This is a genomic window from Ensifer sp. LC163 (assembly GCF_001695855.1).
Taxonomy (GTDB): Bacteria; Pseudomonadota; Alphaproteobacteria; order Rhizobiales; family Rhizobiaceae; genus Ensifer.
Genome location: NZ_MBSS01000029.1, coordinates 18,567 through 33,347, shown reverse-complemented (window position 1 = coordinate 33,347; position 14,781 = coordinate 18,567). Strand labels below are relative to the sequence as shown.

The following is a 14,781-nucleotide window of genomic DNA, read 5'->3' as shown; positions in this document are numbered from 1 at the left end:
GATCTCCGGCAGCACGGTGTAGTTGGCGAAGGTGGAGCAGCCCATGTAGTGATGGATCTTGTCCTTGCCGATCGAAAAGCGCGAGGTGCCGTCCGGCATCAGCCCCTGGCCCTGGGTCGCACGGATCGCCGTGCACAGGTTGGTCTTGCGCGACAGGCACGACGGGCAGGCGCGGCATTCCGGCGTATAGAGCGGGATGACGTGGTCGCCCTTCTTGACCGAGGTGACGCCCGGGCCGACATCGACGACGACGCCGGCACCCTCATGGCCGAGGATCGCCGGGAACAGACCTTCGGGGTCGGCGCCCGACAGCGTGAAATCGTCGGTGTGGCAGATGCCGGTCGCCTTGACCTCGATCAGCACCTCGCCGGCCCTTGGGCCTTCGAGCTGAACGGTCATCACTTCCAGCGGCTTGCCGGCCTGAACGGCAACGGCGGCGCGTACGTCCATGTCTCCATCCTCCTTTGAACATTATCTCCGTCGTGGGCCGGTTCGTCAGGACAAGCCCCGACAAGATGCAACCCAACCACGGCAGTTGCCGGGTGCGGATGACCACCCGGTATCCCAAGTCTCCCGTCATCCCGAGCTACGTCACTGAGTGATCCTCTCGTCGTGTTCGTCGAGCAGCGGCACATGGTAGGACAGCAGCAGCTTGTTGATCTCCGCCTGGTTGTCTTTGATGAAGGCGTTGAGCGTGCGTTTCCATTGTTGGTCGGACGGCCGCACACCCATCGTGATCCGATAGATCATGCGCTGACCGCCCTTCTCCTTAGTCAGGGGCACGATCGCCAGATCGGCCCCGGATTTGCGGGCGTAATAACCCGCCATAGGCCCCCAGATCGCGGCGGCGTCGATTACACCTGCCAGCATGTCCCGGATCATGACTTCCGCCATCGACGGCGTTATCCGCGTATCGACTATGAGCGGATAGATCTTCGCCTTCCGCATCAGTTTTGCAACCGCCATGTTGGCGGTGGGTGGCGTTCCCTGGACGACGCCGATCCTCTTGTCGGCGAGCTTTGGATCAGCCAGCGTTTCCACACCGGCAAGATCGCCATCTTTCTTGTAAATCAGCACGTAGGATGAGCGATAATAAGCGTTGGTATTCTGGACGAGTTCGTCTCCTTGCGCATACCCCATGATGATGTCGCAGCGATTGGCGCCGAGCGTATTGCGCACAAAGCCAGGGATGGAGGGATACCAAGTATAGGCGACTGCGCTTCGTCCTGTCGCGGTTGCGACCATTTTGGCGAGCTTATCCTCGAATCCCTCGCCGCTCTGGTCGGAGAAGGGTATGTTGGACGGGTCGGCGCAGACCCGCAGCCTATCCGGATCAACCAACTCTCCAGCCGCCCCGAGCCCGGCGCTCTGGGAATACGCCTGCAAAGGGATCAACGTGGCCATGGAGATGAGGGCCACCCTGCAGGTCCGATGGGCGCCGTGTGCCATGTCATCCACCCATGCAGGATGCTTCGTAGGCCTTCGCCCCTTCGGGTTTGTCCGCCTTCTTGGGCGGACGCCCTCGCGGCGCAGCGCCGACGGCGCGGGAGCGCAGATAGACGTAGATGTCGTCGAGGTAGCAATAGACATTCTTATTGTTGCCGAAGGCCGGCATGACCGTCTCTTTGCCGCCGACGACGCTCTTGCGTCCCTCCGCAACGATCGCGAGGAAATTGGGATAGTCCAGGTTCTTCATGGTCGTGGCCAAGGAAGGGGCATAACTAGAGCCGACGCCGTCGGGGCCGTGACAGACATGACAGTCCGAGTGATAGCGACGGTAACCGCTGAACGTGTACCAATCGACCGTCCCGTCGTTTTGAAACTTGAACGTCGGGTTTCCCTCAGCATCGAAGTGTTTCCCGTCTTCTTCTGTGACAGCCGCGGCCTTTTCCTGGTCGTCTGCGGCGGGGGTATTTCCTGCAATAAACAGCGGGAACACGGCGCCTAGCGCTAGTACTGAACTACGAAAAGCCATCAAAAAACCCCACGCTTTGGAAACCCGGAGCGCGATGCTTCAGCAGGCCCATCCGGATTAAGACGAACGATGGATGCGGACTGCGCAAGCGATCATTGCTTCGGGCGGTCGATAGCAGATGGGGCTGCGCCGGAGACGCAGCCCTACCGCCCTTCACCAGGTCATCAGTCCGGAAGACCGAATACTGTCAGTTGCCCTCCGAGCGTCGTGTATTCCGCCAGAGCGGCATAGCCACCGACTGCGCCCAGACCCGCGGTGCCGACAACTTGGGCTTCATCACCCTGCGCACGGCCCTGGTCTACCGCACCATGCCAGGCGGCAGCGTTCTCGGGAGAAAGCAGCCCGCCAGCCAGTCCAATCCCGGCCCAGCCACCAACACCCGACAGGACGGCGATATACTGCTTGCCGCCATGTTCGTAGGTATTGATATTGCCGATAATGCCGGATGGTGTCTTGAACCGGTAGAGTTCCTTACCCTCCATATCGACTGCCACGATGTAGCCTTCCAGAGTTCCATAGAAGAGCACGTCGCCTTCCGTCGCGAGGGCACCGGACCAGACCGAGAACTTCTCGGGCTTCGACCAGACGATCTCGCCTTTGGCAGCATCCCAGGCAATGAAGTTCCCCATGCCGCCATGGCTGTCCGGGGCCGGAAACATCGAAACGGTCGCACCGACATAAGCTTGACCAGCCGTATAGCTGACCTTGTAGGGCTCATAGTCCATGCAAACGTGGTTTGTCGGCACGTAGAACAAGCCGGTCTTTGGTGAATACGCGGCCGGCTGCTGATCCTTCGTGCCGAGGGCCGCAGGGCAGATCCCCGTCGAATTCACGTCCTCGCCGTTCTGTTCGGTGGAGTATTTCGCTACGACCTGCGGCCGACCATACTGCTCACTCGCCGGATCCATGACGACTTCAGTCGCCCAGTTGACCTTCGGATCGTATTTCTTGGCAACCAGAAGCTCTCCCGTCGCCCGGTCGAGGGTATAGGCAAAGCCGTTGCGGTCGAAATGCACGAGCACGTCACGGGGCTGACCGTTGATCTGCATCGCATCGACGAGAATGTTCTCGTTGACGCCGTCATAATCCCACTCGTCGTGCGGGGTCATTTGATATAGCCACTTGGCCATACCGGTATCGACGTCGCGCGCCATCAGGGTCATCGACCAGCGATTGTCGCCCGGCCGCTGCACGGGGTTCCAGGTCCCCGGATTAGCCGTGCCATAATAGATCAGGTTGAGCTTCGGATCATAGGAGTACCACCCCCATGTCGTGCCGCCGCCGGTCTTCCACTCCTCGCCTTCCCAGCTCTTTATACCAGAGTCAGGTCCGACGGGTTTTCCGAGATGGGTGGTCTTTTCGGGCTCGACGAGCATTTCGGCGTCGGGGCCAGTCGAATAGGCTTTCCAGGCGAGCGACCCGTCTTTCAGATTGTACGCCGCCATCCAGCCGCGGACACCAAATTCCGCACCCGATATACCGACCAGCACCTTGTCCTTGACGACCATTGGAGCACCCGTGCTGGACTCGGCCTTGCTGCCATCGGTCTGTTCTCCGTTCTTCACAGACCAGACGACCTTACCGGTCTTGGCGTCGAGGGCAACGACCGTCGTGTCCGCCTGGTTCAGGATTATCTTGCCATCGCCATAGGCGACGCCACGATAGACCGTGTCACAGCACATGATGCCTATGACGTTCGGATCCTGCTTTGGCTCGTATTTCCAGAGGATCTTGCCGTCGTTGTTGAGATCAAGGGCATAGACGTTGTTGGGAAACGGCGTATGGACGTACATGACGTCGCCGATCACAAGCGGTCCGCCCTCATGACCACGCAGCACACCCGTCGAGAAGGTCCATTTGACCTGCAGGTCCTTCACGTTGTCCTTCGTGATCTGATTGAGTTTGGAATAGCGGTGATTGGCATAGTCGCCTGTAGGCATCGCCCAGTTCTTCGCGTCGGCCGAAAGGGCCGCCAGCTCGTCATTGGCCAACGCATTTCCAGCAAGAGCCCCTGTCAGAACTCCTGTCAGAACTCCAGCGGCGGTCATCGGCAGATATAGGAATTTTCCAAGTATGCGCATGCGGATTCCTCCCGACGTCGATAGGGACCCGAGGCACATCGTCACACTCCTCGGGAGACCACAAAGGCCAGCCCAAGCTATGTCATGCTCGTCGTGGGATATCTGCTTGCTTCAGCGTCTCACGGGTTCATTTGGATGGGCAGAGGGCACCGTTATTGCCCGCCCTCACGCTCCCAAGACACAAGGCTTGAAGCCGTAAACTGCCGGCAGAATAGGCGATCGGACCGATTAGCGCAAGATTAAATATACGATCTGCGCGCAACGCAACAACAAAAAATGCTCCTGCGCAATACATGTACTACTGATGTTTGCGGGAATTAGATTTGCTTAGCCCGGACAATTACTATAATAATACATAGCTCCAATCAGATTAACGTGACTCCTGTCCAACGCATCAATGCCTACGGGAGATTTCATTGTGACCACTGGTAACCTAGACGTGATCGCCTTCCTCGCCGTGTTCGCGTGTGCTGCGACAGCGTCGGCAGCCGGAGGCTACCCGACGGTCGCAGTCGTCGACTATGTGTATGGCTGCATGAAAGCCAACGGCGAGACACGGGCTGCACTCGAGAACTGTTCTTGCTCTATCGACGTCATAGCCTCGATCCTGCCCTACGAGCGCTATGAGGCGGCAGAGACGTTCAGAAGCCTGGGACTTCAGACAGGCGAAAGAGGGGTCCTGTTCCGGCAGAGCGCGCCGGCGAATTCCGCCGTCGCCGAACTGAGACGAGCGCAGGCCGAAGCAGAGGTGCGGTGCTTCTGATCCTCGAAAACCAAGAGCCACCCCTCCGATTGCCCCTCGCCATCAGTTGATGGCCCCTGTGGTTTGGAGCGCGATCATACCGCGTCCGCAAACGTCTTGTGAAAATCCGAAACGAGATTGTCGAGCGCCGGCGCGTCACGCAAATGGCGTGAGAGGCCCACTTCGAAGATGCCCAGCACCTGCGCCGGGCGCGGTGACAGCACGATGATGCGATCGGCAAGCAGAAGGGCCTCGCGCAGATTGTGGGTCACCATCAAGGCGGTGGTGGGCCTGGCGGCCCACACCGCCATCAAAAGACGGCGCAATCTGTCGGCAGTCCGTTCGTCGAGCGAAGTGAAAGGCTCGTCCAGAAAAAGAATCGCGGGTTCCGTGGCGAAGGCCCGTGCAAGGGCGGCGCGGCGCGCAAGGCCAAGCGAAAGCTCCGACGGATAGAGCGACCGCATTGAGGAGAGCCCCAGAATTTCGAACAGCCGGTCCAGATCCTTGTGCCTGAGGCGAGCAGACAGAGCAAGGCGGACGTTTTGCTCCACCGTCCGCCAGGGGAGAAGCACCGGCTCCTGAAAGACCGCAGCGACGCGGTTGGAGCCGCCTTCGGGCAATTGATAACTGCCCGAAAATTGCCGGTCGAGACCCAGCAGGATTCGCAAGGTCGTGGTCTTGCCGCAGCCCGACGGGCCCAGCAGACAGGCAAATTCGCCCTGCCGCACCTCGAAGGAAAGTCCGCGCAATGCGACAATCGTAACGCCCTCAGCCGATCGGAACGTTTTTTCGCTAATATCGACTTTAAGCGGAGCGGCGACGCCAGCGGGTTGCATGTCGCTCAAGTGGCTGCACCAAAAAGAGTTCGATCAACAGCATGATAGCCACGAAGGCCAGTGTGTAGGCAAGGATGGCGGCAACATCGAATATCTGGAAGTAGAGATAGATCTGGAAGCCGACACCGTTTGAACGGCCGAGCAGCTCAACGACGAGCACGATCTTCCAGATCAGCGCGATGCCGGAGCGCGAGGCAACCGCGAAATAGGGCTGCAACTGTGGCATCAGGATGTGGCGGACATAGTCAAGCTGCCCCAGCCGGTAGACCGTGGCCATTTCCGCGTAACGATGATCGAGCGCACGCGCACCCTCGCGCATGGTGACGATGACATTGGGTATCTTATTGATCGCAACGGCGCCGATCGCAGCAGCCTCTGTCAGGCCGAACCAAATGTAAGCGAGAACGATAACGACCAGCGCCGGGAGATTGAGAAAGAGCACAAGCCATGGATTGAAGAAGGAATCCGCCCGCCGATGCCTGCCGAGGAGGACGCCGATGACCGATCCGACGATCATGGCGACAGCATATGCGGCCGCGACCCGCCAGAGCGTCATTGCCAGATGATAGACAAGGTCACCGCTCGCCGCCTCCTTGAGAAGCACCCGCCAGACCTCGAGCGGTGGCGGAAGAGCGCGGCTCGGCCACATCCCGGCGACCATGCCCCAGAGCAGGCCTAGTCCAAGCAGCGATGCCAAGCTCGTTGCGGCCGGCAACGCGGATCGAACACTGTGAGAGGCGCTCCATGTGCGTAGGCCAGCACGATCGCGTTTTTCCGATCCGTGTTTTGCCATCATGTCTTCAACGCAGCCCAGAACGTCCCGGGAGCCATTTGCCGCGCCGCGCCGACGAGCTTCTCCCCGCCGAGGTCGGCAAGGATTTCGTACAGCTTGGCGGCATCGCGTTCCTCGTCGGCGAGAGGCCGGTTTGGAATGCCTTCGCGATAGCGATCCCGCAGCACCTCGAGTTCCCTGCCCTCGGCTCGCACTACAGGTGCCAAACGCTGCCATTCAGCGTCGGATTGAGCCAGAAGTCTCTTGGCCGCCGCACTTGCCTTGACGAAGCTCATCGCCACATCCGGGTTTTCGTTCGCCCATTTTTCGTGGAATACATAGCCCAGCGCCGAGACGGGTCCCGATGCCCCGAGTGCCTTGATTGCATCTTCGGCTCCAATCAGGCGGCGAAAGCCGCTCGCCTCCAGCCGCGCGCAGAAATGCCAGAAATTCAACACCGCATCGAGTTCACCCGAAGCAGCCTTTTCCGATAACAGTGGCGGAGCGCCAAAAACGATCTCGCTCTCCTTGGTCAAATCAATCCCATTGTCACGCTGGGAAAGCCCCTGGATCAGAAGCCAGCTCTTGTCGAGCGATCCGCCGGCCACGCCGATCTTCTTCCCCACGAGGTCGGGAATGCCTCGAATTGGCGCGTCCTGCTTGACCATGATGGCGCCAACCGCGGTCGAGTAAGGTGCAAGCGTGAGATCCTCGCCCTGCGAACGCTGGCGCGACACCCACAACCAATCGGAAACGATGATGTCGAGGTCGCCTGCCAGCATGGCCACGTTGGTGGCATCTTCCCCAGCGAAATAGACGACTTCCACGTCGATGCCGTTGGCCGCGTCGAATTTATTGTGCTTGATGGTGTCGAGTTCCCAGTTCACCGTTCCGAACTTGAGAACACCCACCCGTATCTTCGGAGCGGATGGGTTTGCCAAGACATGAAAGCCACGAGGATTTGCAGCAGCCATCAAAACCGTCAGGCAAAGCGCGCGCCGCGATATGTTCATGATGCCACCTCCCAACAAACGTTTGCAGCGACGTCAAATTTCCCGACCCTTGTCGGGGAACAAACACTTCCATCGCACGACCTTCAGCGCCGGATGGTCCTCGGACCACTTCGCGATCTCAGCCGGTGCCAGCGTCATGCATTGGACAAGCGAGCCGCGGCTCTCGAAATACAGGTGCTCAGTGCGGCAATTGGCAGGGTTGGCCAGCACGCAGACGGTCAGGGCGAGATCGACGAGGTTCATTCCGCACCTTTCCCTGCGCGAACTCGCACAGAAGCAACGGTGACTGGCGTGCTTGGCATGCCGGTCCGACAGCTAGCCTTCACAAGGTGCCCTGACGGAAAGCCGATGACGAGAATACGCGCGCGATAGACGAGCGTCAATTACTCCGCCAGACTAGGCTCATCTGGCTTCCAGCATTTGCGCAATCGTCTTGGCCAGAGCATACAAGCGCTGCTCGATCAGCGTAGGCACCTCGCAGACAAAGCTCAGCGATTGCGCGCGCTCCTGAAAAATGCGTGTCTGAAACACGAGCCGATCATTCCGCAGCGCAAGCTCGTTCAGGTCGGCATCGGGTTTAGCGCGCAAGGCATCCACTGCGGAAGCCTCCTGCCGTAGGCGTGCCGCCATGTCCCTCTGGCCGCGGGCGTAGCGTGCAATGCCGGAAATAACCTCAGAGCGTTCCCGGTTCATATGATCAAAGAGCCCCCGAACGAGCATGGTCATGCGCTGCTCCCTTTCGCCCTTCGGCAGGCCTTCCGCATACCTGCTGATCTTTTGCTGCGCCTCTGGCAGCGGCACGCGGCGCGCCGACAGTTCCACAACCAAAGCAGAAATGGTCGCATCCTTGGACCAGTCGGCGGTCGCCGCCTGCAGTTCCGCGCCATTCCAAACCTGGCCGAGCGAAAGCTTCGGAACCTTGCGCTGGATACACGGCCAGTCCGGGTCGTCGCCCTGGGCGGCCAAGGCGGGCCATGCGAGGTTTGCAGCGGCCACCACGGGGAGGAGTATCAGGGACAGCCACCGCATCAGGCATTCCCTCCTGTGATCTGCCTGCGCCGGAGAAAACCGTTTGATGGATTATAGGCGAGGATCGCACCGCCCAGAAACAGTGCGGTGAACGCAGTCACGATCATCAGTGATCCCCAATCAATCTGCCCATAAAGGGCGAAGCGGATTAGTTCGACCGCATAGGTGAACGGGTTTGCAAGACAGATCTTGTGGAGAAGCGGACTCGATTCCTGGATGCGCCAGAGCGGATAGAGCGCGGGAGAGGCAAAATACATCGGAAAGATCACGAAGTTCATGATCCCCGCGAAATTCTCCAGTTGCTTGATTATCGACGACAAGAGCATGCCGAGCGAGCACAGCATCATCCCTGACAAGAACAAGGCGGGAAGGATCAGCAAATAGCCGACCCATGGTGGCCTGACGCCCCAGAACAAGGCAATGACCAGAAAAGCATAGACTTGCATGGTCGATACCGCCACGCCGGCTAACAGCTTGGAGACGAGCAGGAACCAGCGTGGAAACGGACTGACCAGCAGGGTACGCATGTTTCCCATCTCCCGATCATAGACCATCGAAAGCGAAGACTGCATACCGCTGAACAGTAGTATCATGCCGCACAGGCCGGGCGTGATATAGACCTCGTACAGCACGTAGGTCTTGTAGGGCGGAATGATCGAGACGCCCAGTACCTGACGGAAACCTGCGGCAAACACGAACAGCCATAGGAGCGGACGAACGAGCGACGAGATGAAACGCTCACGCTGGTTAAGAAAACGAAGGCTTTCTCGAAAAAGGATACCCTTCAAGCAAATTGAATACTGACGGACCTTGAAGCCGCGTCCCGAGGCAAGATCGGTTGGAATAGCACTTGGAACAGTCTGCGGCGTCATAGGCAGGCGCCCTCGGGTAAAACCGAAACCAGCCCCGTCAAGGATGCGAACGCCTGGCGAATGTTGTCCGAACCAGCCGAGCGTACGACATCTGACACCCTGCCCTGCGCAAGCACCCTTCCCTTGTCGAGGACGACCACATCATCGTTACTCTCGACCTCGTCGATCAGGTGGGTCGCCCAGAAAACGCTGATGCCATCGGTGACCACAAGGTCGCGGATCATGGCGAGGATCTCGGCACGCGACTGGATGTCCAGCCCCACGGTCGCCTCGTCGAGCAGCAACAGCGGCGGCCGATGCAACAGAGCCCGGGCAATTTCGATGCGCCGCATTTGTCCGCCGGAAAGGCTGCGCGCCTTATCATAGAGCCGGTCGCTCATATTGACCTGCGCAAGTAATGTCCTGATCCGTTCCAGGGCCTGTGCATGGCCGATGCCATGCAAGGAGGCATGGTAAGAAAGGTTCTGGTAGACGCTGAGATCGAGATCCAATGTACGCGCCTGAAAGACGATACCAAGTCGGCGAAGCGCCTCCCCCGGTTCCCTGCTGATATCATGGCCGAAGATGTGGATTGCCCCTTGGCGCGTGTCGTAGAGGTGGCTGATCAACGAAAACAGCGTCGTCTTGCCGGCCCCATTGAGGCCGAGCAAGACGGTAAAGTGGCCGGGCGCTATTGAAAAAGAAATGTCGGACAGGACCTGCTTCCGGCCAAAGCAATGACCGACCGCCGACACGTCGAGTGCGGGAGGCACACTCACTTCATCATTCGACTTCACATCCTGCATGGCGTCCTCCTGGGCGAACAGCATGGATAGTCCGCATCCCGGCCTATTTGATGGTGATCGTTCCCTTCATGCCTTTGTCGGCGAGGTCTGGAACGGACCAGGTGTAGTTGCCTGGTCGAACCGTTGTGAACTGCACCTGCATGGTGCCTGCCGAGTCGAACTCTAGCCATGCAGGCGCACCGTTCATGTGAACCTCAAGATCGTCGATGACGATCTGGTTCATCCAGACATTGCGGAAAAGGTCCGTTGCAAATTTATACTCCAAGCCGGCCGCCGAGGTGATTTTCCAACGGTAGCCCTGTCCGGCGATCAGTTCAAAATCCTTCTGGTTGACGGCGAAACTGTCGGCAGCCGATCCGAGGACCAGTTCGGGGACATCCTTGCTGGCCCGCGTCACCCGCTCGGGAACTGAGGTCGGTGACGGCACTGCGTCGTCATCATCATCTGCATCTTGCCCGGCGCTGGGCGTCACTGACAAGGCTATTCCGAGAAACGCCGCTAGTGCGAATTTCCGATATCTCTGCATGTCCTCCTCCTTCGCAAGCGAGCTTTTGTCCAACACCTCAGTTCGGGCTCACGACCACACCCCAGGGCAACGCCCCGACGGTCACGGATTGAATTGGTTCATCGGTAGCCACGTCGATGAAAGTGATATCGTTGGAAACTCCGTTGGTGCTGATGATCGACTTCTGATCGGGCGTGAACGCGAGCTGCCAGACCCGCTGCCCGACAAGCACGTATTTTTCAACCTCGTAAGTCTTGGCATTGACCACAGCCACGCGGTTGGCGGGGCCGAGCGCCACATAGGCCTTCGTGCCGTCGGCCGTGATACGCACGCCGACCGGCTGGATCGATTCTGAGCGCAAGCCGGGAATCTCGAAGGTGATCTTGTGCTTTATCTCACGGCTCGCATTGTCGATAACGGAGACAGTGCCGCCGATTTCGGCGCTGACCCAGACCTCCGAGTTGTCGGGCTTGAACTCCGCGAACCGTGGTCGGGCATCAACGAGGACATTGTGGGTGATCTCGTTGGTTTCGGTATCGATGAAGTGTGCCATGTTGGTCGTTTCCGAGGTATTGACCATCGACTTCCCGTCCGGGCTGATGCCCATTCCCTCGGGTTCGACGCCGACCGGCACCTCCGCCCGCACATGTCTGCTTTCAAGGTCGATGACGGTGACCAGATTGTCGTCTTCATTGGCGACGTAGAGCGTCTTGCCATCAGGGGAGAGGACGAACAGTTCGGGGTCCGGTCCGGATGGCAGCGATCCGACAATTTCGTAAGTGGCCGTATCGATGATTTCGATCGTGTCGTCGTCGCTTGCGCACAGGTAGATGAATTTACCGTCGTGCGAAATCGTAATGCCGCGCGGCCGCTGGCCGACATCGATCGTCCGGACCACCTCCTTCGTGGTCGAATCGACCACGGATACCGTGTTGTCCTTCTCGTTGGAGACATAGACCATGTAGGCGAATGCGGGGGAACAGATACCTGCAGCCACAACAAATCCGGCCGAAAGAAACGTCAGTCGTCGGAACATCTGGTTCTCTCCCTGTTTTTTGAAGCTATTTCAACACACATCGCGTCTCGGGCTGATCGATCCCGAGCGTGTCGAGTTCGGAGAACTGATGCAGGAATCCTTCCTGGGGTGAGGTCGATACGACGGAACGGCCGTCTCCAAGAAAGATGGGCTGGCGCAATTGCCAGTTCCATTTCCGGAAGGTCAGCTTCTGCCCCTTGAAAGCTGCAATCGAGAAATCATCGGCGCGAATGAAGTCTGCGAGTTCTTCGGGATCCGCGCTTTGCGTGCGCGTGGCAGCCTCGCCGATAATCCTGGCTGCCGTCCAAGCGGCCATGTCTTTCGACAACATTCGTCGGCCATTAGCCTTGGCGAAACGGTTCTGTATCTGCGTGCCGCCCCATTGCTCGCTGGCCGGGTGCCACGCGGAAGGTATCAGACCGGCGGTTCCAGCCACCGGCCGCGGCATCCAGGTCCGGAACGGCACATAGGTTCCGAAAACCTCGCTTTCGTCTGCCACGAGCATCACATCGTGATCGGGAAACCCCTGTGTGAAGACGGGCATCTGTCGTTGGATCTGAACCACACCGGTATCCGTCCGCCGCGCCGTGCCGGTGTCGGTGAACTCCTTTTCCGCGACAATCTCGCCGCCAAAACGCGTGGCGGCGCGACGGAGCGCATCGGCGAACAGCTTGTCGGGCTCATGAGAACCGTAGATCAGCACCCACCGGCGCCACTGCTTCCAGATCAGATATTGTGCCAGCCCGTCGGCGAGCATGGTGCGCGTTGGCGCCGTGTGAAAGGTGTTCGCGCTGCATTCCTCCTCGCGCAGACGGTCGTCCGTGGCGCCAACGTTCAAGATCAGGACGCCCTTGTCGCGAGCGAGATCGGCAATCGACAGAAGCTGCGTGGCGGAAAGATCTGCGAGAATGTAGAGGGCACCCTTCGACACCATGTCATTGAAGGCCGGCACGACGTCGGCGTCGGGCCTCACTTCGGACACATCGAGCGTGAACTTCTGCCCAAGGAAGGTACCGGTCGTGTTGTTGTCGCCGACAGCTACCTTCGCTCCCGCGACACCTTCGTCACGCGGCGGCACGTCCAGCACCGAAAGGGCGAGCTGGGGTGCATAGGCACGAAGGTAGCCTAACTTGATCTCCGAAACCGGCTCGGCCTTCGCCGTCTTATCGGACAGCGCGTTTGAAGGCTCCTGCGCAACGGCGCTGGAGAGGCTTGTAGCCCAAAGCAGAGCAGAGACAACGAGTATGAGGGCATAGAGCACCGCACATCCCACTTGATCGACGAAATACACCCTCTCCGACGTCAGTCGGATTTGTGTAATTCCTCGGTGCCTCAAACAGTTTAACCGAGATATCCCTGATTTCAACCGGAAATTGGGAAGACGTTACGTTCGCCCACTAACATCGCCTGGCAGATGGGATGGTTGCCGCCCTTCCTGATGGCGAAAGTACCATGAAGCATGTGGTCAATGAGCCACAAAGCGGAAAGGACGGCGAATTGAGGATACGATGATCGGGGTGGACTTGGCAAAGCGTGTTCTCCATGTCCACGGGGCGTCGATGAGGCCGTCAAATTCCCTTGACTGCCGACGCGACCGGTATAGAGAATAACGGGTGGCCGAGGGTTTAATCGGTATTGGCAACAGACGTTACCGAATCCACTCCTTCGTCCATTTGAAGCAATTTGAGCAGTCGGATTTGCCCGTCATGGGTGCGGGAATTGCGCGCGCGTGATCTGATCGAGGTCGTCGAGGACCTCGTGCGCGAACTGCATCCCCAGCGCGCCAGGTTCATCAACGTCATCCCGTCGAGCAGGATCGAGCGCGATTTGGGGATCGACAGTCTCAGCAGGACCGAACTGATCCTGCGGATCGAGCGTGCATTCCACGTAAGATTACTCGCGCGGGCCATCGGCGAGGCCGAAACGGTCGGCGATCTCCTTCACGCGCTGGAGCAAGCCGGGCCGGCGCGGGAGCGTCTCGCTCCTGAAAGGAAACTGGCTCCCTTACTTCTTTCCGTTCCCGCTGCTACAGATGCGCGGACGCTCGTCGAAGTCCTCGAATGGCATGCCGCGCGGCATGGCGACCGGACACATGTGACGGTGCTGCAAGACGAGGCGACGAGTCTCGGCAATCTCACCTACGGAGAACTCGCAGCAAGAGCGCGCAAGTTTGCGTGCGGCCTGATTGCCCGCGACGTCGAGCCTGGGGCACGGGTCGCCCTGATGCTGCCGACCAGCATCGATTTCTTCGTCGCTTTCTTCGGCATTCTTTATGCTGGCGCCGTTCCTGTCCCCATCTACCCACCATCGAGGCTGTCGCAGCTCGAGGACCACCTGCGCCGGCAGACCGGCATCCTGCGCAACGTCGGCGCGTGCCTGCTGGTCACGATGCCGGAGGGACGGCGGCTCGCAGGCCTGTTCGCCGCGCTGGTGGAGACATTGAACGCGGTCGAAAGCGTCGAGGATATCGAGAAATCGGCACCGGACATGGACCTGCCCCGGTTCGCGGATGCCAATTCCACCGCCCTCATCCAGTACACGTCCGGCAGCACCGGCGACCCGAAGGGCGTCTTACTCACTCACGCCAACCTTCTTGCCAATATCCGCGCCATGGGTGGGGTCATACAGGCGAGCTCGGACGACGTCTTCGTTAGTTGGCTGCCGCTCTATCACGACATGGGGCTCATCGGTGCGTGGCTGGGGTGCCTCCACTATGCCACGCCGCTCTACGCCATGTCGCCGCTGAGCTTCCTCGTGCGGCCGGAAACCTGGCTGTGGGCGATCCACCGATTTCGGGCCACCTTTTCCGCCTCTCCCAACTTCGGCTTCGAATTGTGCCTGAACAAGATCGACGAAGCGGATCTCGCCGGGCTCGACCTCAGCTCGTTGCGGGTGGTGGCGAACGGTGCCGAGCCAGTAAGCGCGCAGACCCTGCGCCGCTTCATTGCGCGATTTGGCCGCTACGGTCTTTCGACTCAGGCGATGGCTCCCGTCTATGGCCTCGCCGAGAGTTCGGTCGGTCTCGCTTTTCCCCCCGCTCGGGCGCCCGCCCGTCATCGAGCGTGTCGACCGCGCCCGGCTGAGCTCCGCTGGCATTGCGGCGCCGGCGACATCCGAATATCCGAGGCCGCTTGA

Annotated in this window: 16 protein-coding genes; 2 read left to right on the top strand and 14 right to left on the bottom strand. The window is 59.5% G+C overall.

Annotated elements, in window-relative coordinates:
- The 4 genes from BC360_RS21865 to BC360_RS21850 form a co-directional block, all read right to left on the bottom strand.
- Positions 1–450: alcohol dehydrogenase catalytic domain-containing protein (locus tag BC360_RS21865; RefSeq protein ID WP_153045836.1), on the bottom strand; the 450-nt coding region annotated here is incomplete at its 3' end.
- Positions 451–591: 141 nt separating this feature from the next.
- Complete coding sequence (locus BC360_RS21860; RefSeq protein WP_244512841.1) at positions 592–1,404, bottom strand: quinoprotein dehydrogenase-associated putative ABC transporter substrate-binding protein; 813 nt, start codon at positions 1,402–1,404, stop codon at positions 592–594.
- A 46-nt stretch (positions 1,405–1,450) separates the two neighbouring features.
- Positions 1,451–1,975: a c-type cytochrome, methanol metabolism-related gene (locus BC360_RS21855; RefSeq protein WP_065783939.1), complete on the bottom strand. Its 525-nt coding sequence runs from the start codon at positions 1,973–1,975 to the stop codon at positions 1,451–1,453.
- 164 nt (positions 1,976–2,139) lie between these two features.
- A complete protein-coding gene (locus tag BC360_RS21850; RefSeq protein WP_065796909.1) occupies positions 2,140–4,023 on the bottom strand; it encodes a methanol/ethanol family PQQ-dependent dehydrogenase in 1,884 nt (627 codons plus the stop codon).
- 451 nt (positions 4,024–4,474) lie between these two features.
- Between BC360_RS21850 and BC360_RS32420 the strand changes: the two genes are divergently transcribed.
- Positions 4,475–4,819 (top strand): hypothetical protein, encoded by a 345-nt coding sequence (locus BC360_RS32420; RefSeq protein ID WP_244512838.1) that lies wholly within the window; start codon positions 4,475–4,477, stop codon positions 4,817–4,819.
- Between the two features lie 74 nt (positions 4,820–4,893).
- Here the strand turns inward: BC360_RS32420 and BC360_RS21840 are convergent, their stop codons facing one another.
- From BC360_RS21840 to BC360_RS21795, 10 genes are all read right to left on the bottom strand, one after another.
- Entirely contained in the window at positions 4,894–5,634 is a 741-nt protein-coding gene (locus BC360_RS21840; RefSeq protein WP_065796901.1) for an ABC transporter ATP-binding protein, read from the bottom strand.
- Positions 5,603–6,349 carry an ABC transporter permease gene (locus tag BC360_RS21835; protein ID WP_413813762.1) on the bottom strand — a complete coding sequence of 249 codons (747 nt, stop codon included), beginning with the start codon at positions 6,347–6,349 and terminating at the stop codon, positions 5,603–5,605. Before BC360_RS21835 ends, BC360_RS21840 begins: the two co-directional genes overlap by 32 nt.
- Positions 6,350–6,426: 77 nt before the next feature.
- On the bottom strand, positions 6,427–7,317 hold the full coding sequence (locus BC360_RS21830; protein ID WP_244512834.1) for an ABC transporter substrate-binding protein: 891 nt from the start codon (positions 7,315–7,317) through the stop codon (positions 6,427–6,429).
- Positions 7,318–7,452: 135 nt separating this feature from the next.
- On the bottom strand, positions 7,453–7,662 hold the full coding sequence (locus BC360_RS21825; protein ID WP_065783917.1) for a hypothetical protein: 210 nt from the start codon (positions 7,660–7,662) through the stop codon (positions 7,453–7,455).
- A gap of 159 nt (positions 7,663–7,821) precedes the next feature.
- Entirely contained in the window at positions 7,822–8,448 is a 627-nt protein-coding gene (locus tag BC360_RS21820) for a hypothetical protein (protein ID WP_083222680.1), read from the bottom strand.
- Positions 8,448–9,320, bottom strand: a complete 873-nt coding sequence (locus tag BC360_RS21815; protein WP_065796898.1) for an ABC transporter permease — start codon at positions 9,318–9,320, stop codon at positions 8,448–8,450. Before BC360_RS21815 ends, BC360_RS21820 begins: the two co-directional genes overlap by 1 nt.
- Complete coding sequence (locus BC360_RS21810) at positions 9,317–10,105, bottom strand: ABC transporter ATP-binding protein (RefSeq protein WP_065796907.1); 789 nt, start codon at positions 10,103–10,105, stop codon at positions 9,317–9,319. Before BC360_RS21810 ends, BC360_RS21815 begins: the two co-directional genes overlap by 4 nt.
- Before the next feature lie 43 nt (positions 10,106–10,148).
- Positions 10,149–10,631: a hypothetical protein gene (locus BC360_RS21805; protein WP_065796906.1), complete on the bottom strand. Its 483-nt coding sequence runs from the start codon at positions 10,629–10,631 to the stop codon at positions 10,149–10,151.
- Between the two features lie 37 nt (positions 10,632–10,668).
- Positions 10,669–11,646 (bottom strand): YVTN family beta-propeller repeat protein, encoded by a 978-nt coding sequence (locus BC360_RS21800; protein ID WP_065796897.1) that lies wholly within the window; start codon positions 11,644–11,646, stop codon positions 10,669–10,671.
- Positions 11,647–11,671: 25 nt separating this feature from the next.
- Entirely contained in the window at positions 11,672–12,820 is a 1,149-nt protein-coding gene (locus BC360_RS21795; RefSeq protein WP_244512845.1) for an ABC transporter substrate-binding protein, read from the bottom strand.
- A 545-nt stretch (positions 12,821–13,365) separates the two neighbouring features.
- On the opposite strand from BC360_RS21795, the gene BC360_RS32805 reads away from it, so the two are divergent.
- Positions 13,366–14,781 (top strand): AMP-binding protein, encoded by a 1,416-nt coding sequence (locus tag BC360_RS32805; protein WP_274533946.1) that lies wholly within the window; start codon positions 13,366–13,368, stop codon positions 14,779–14,781.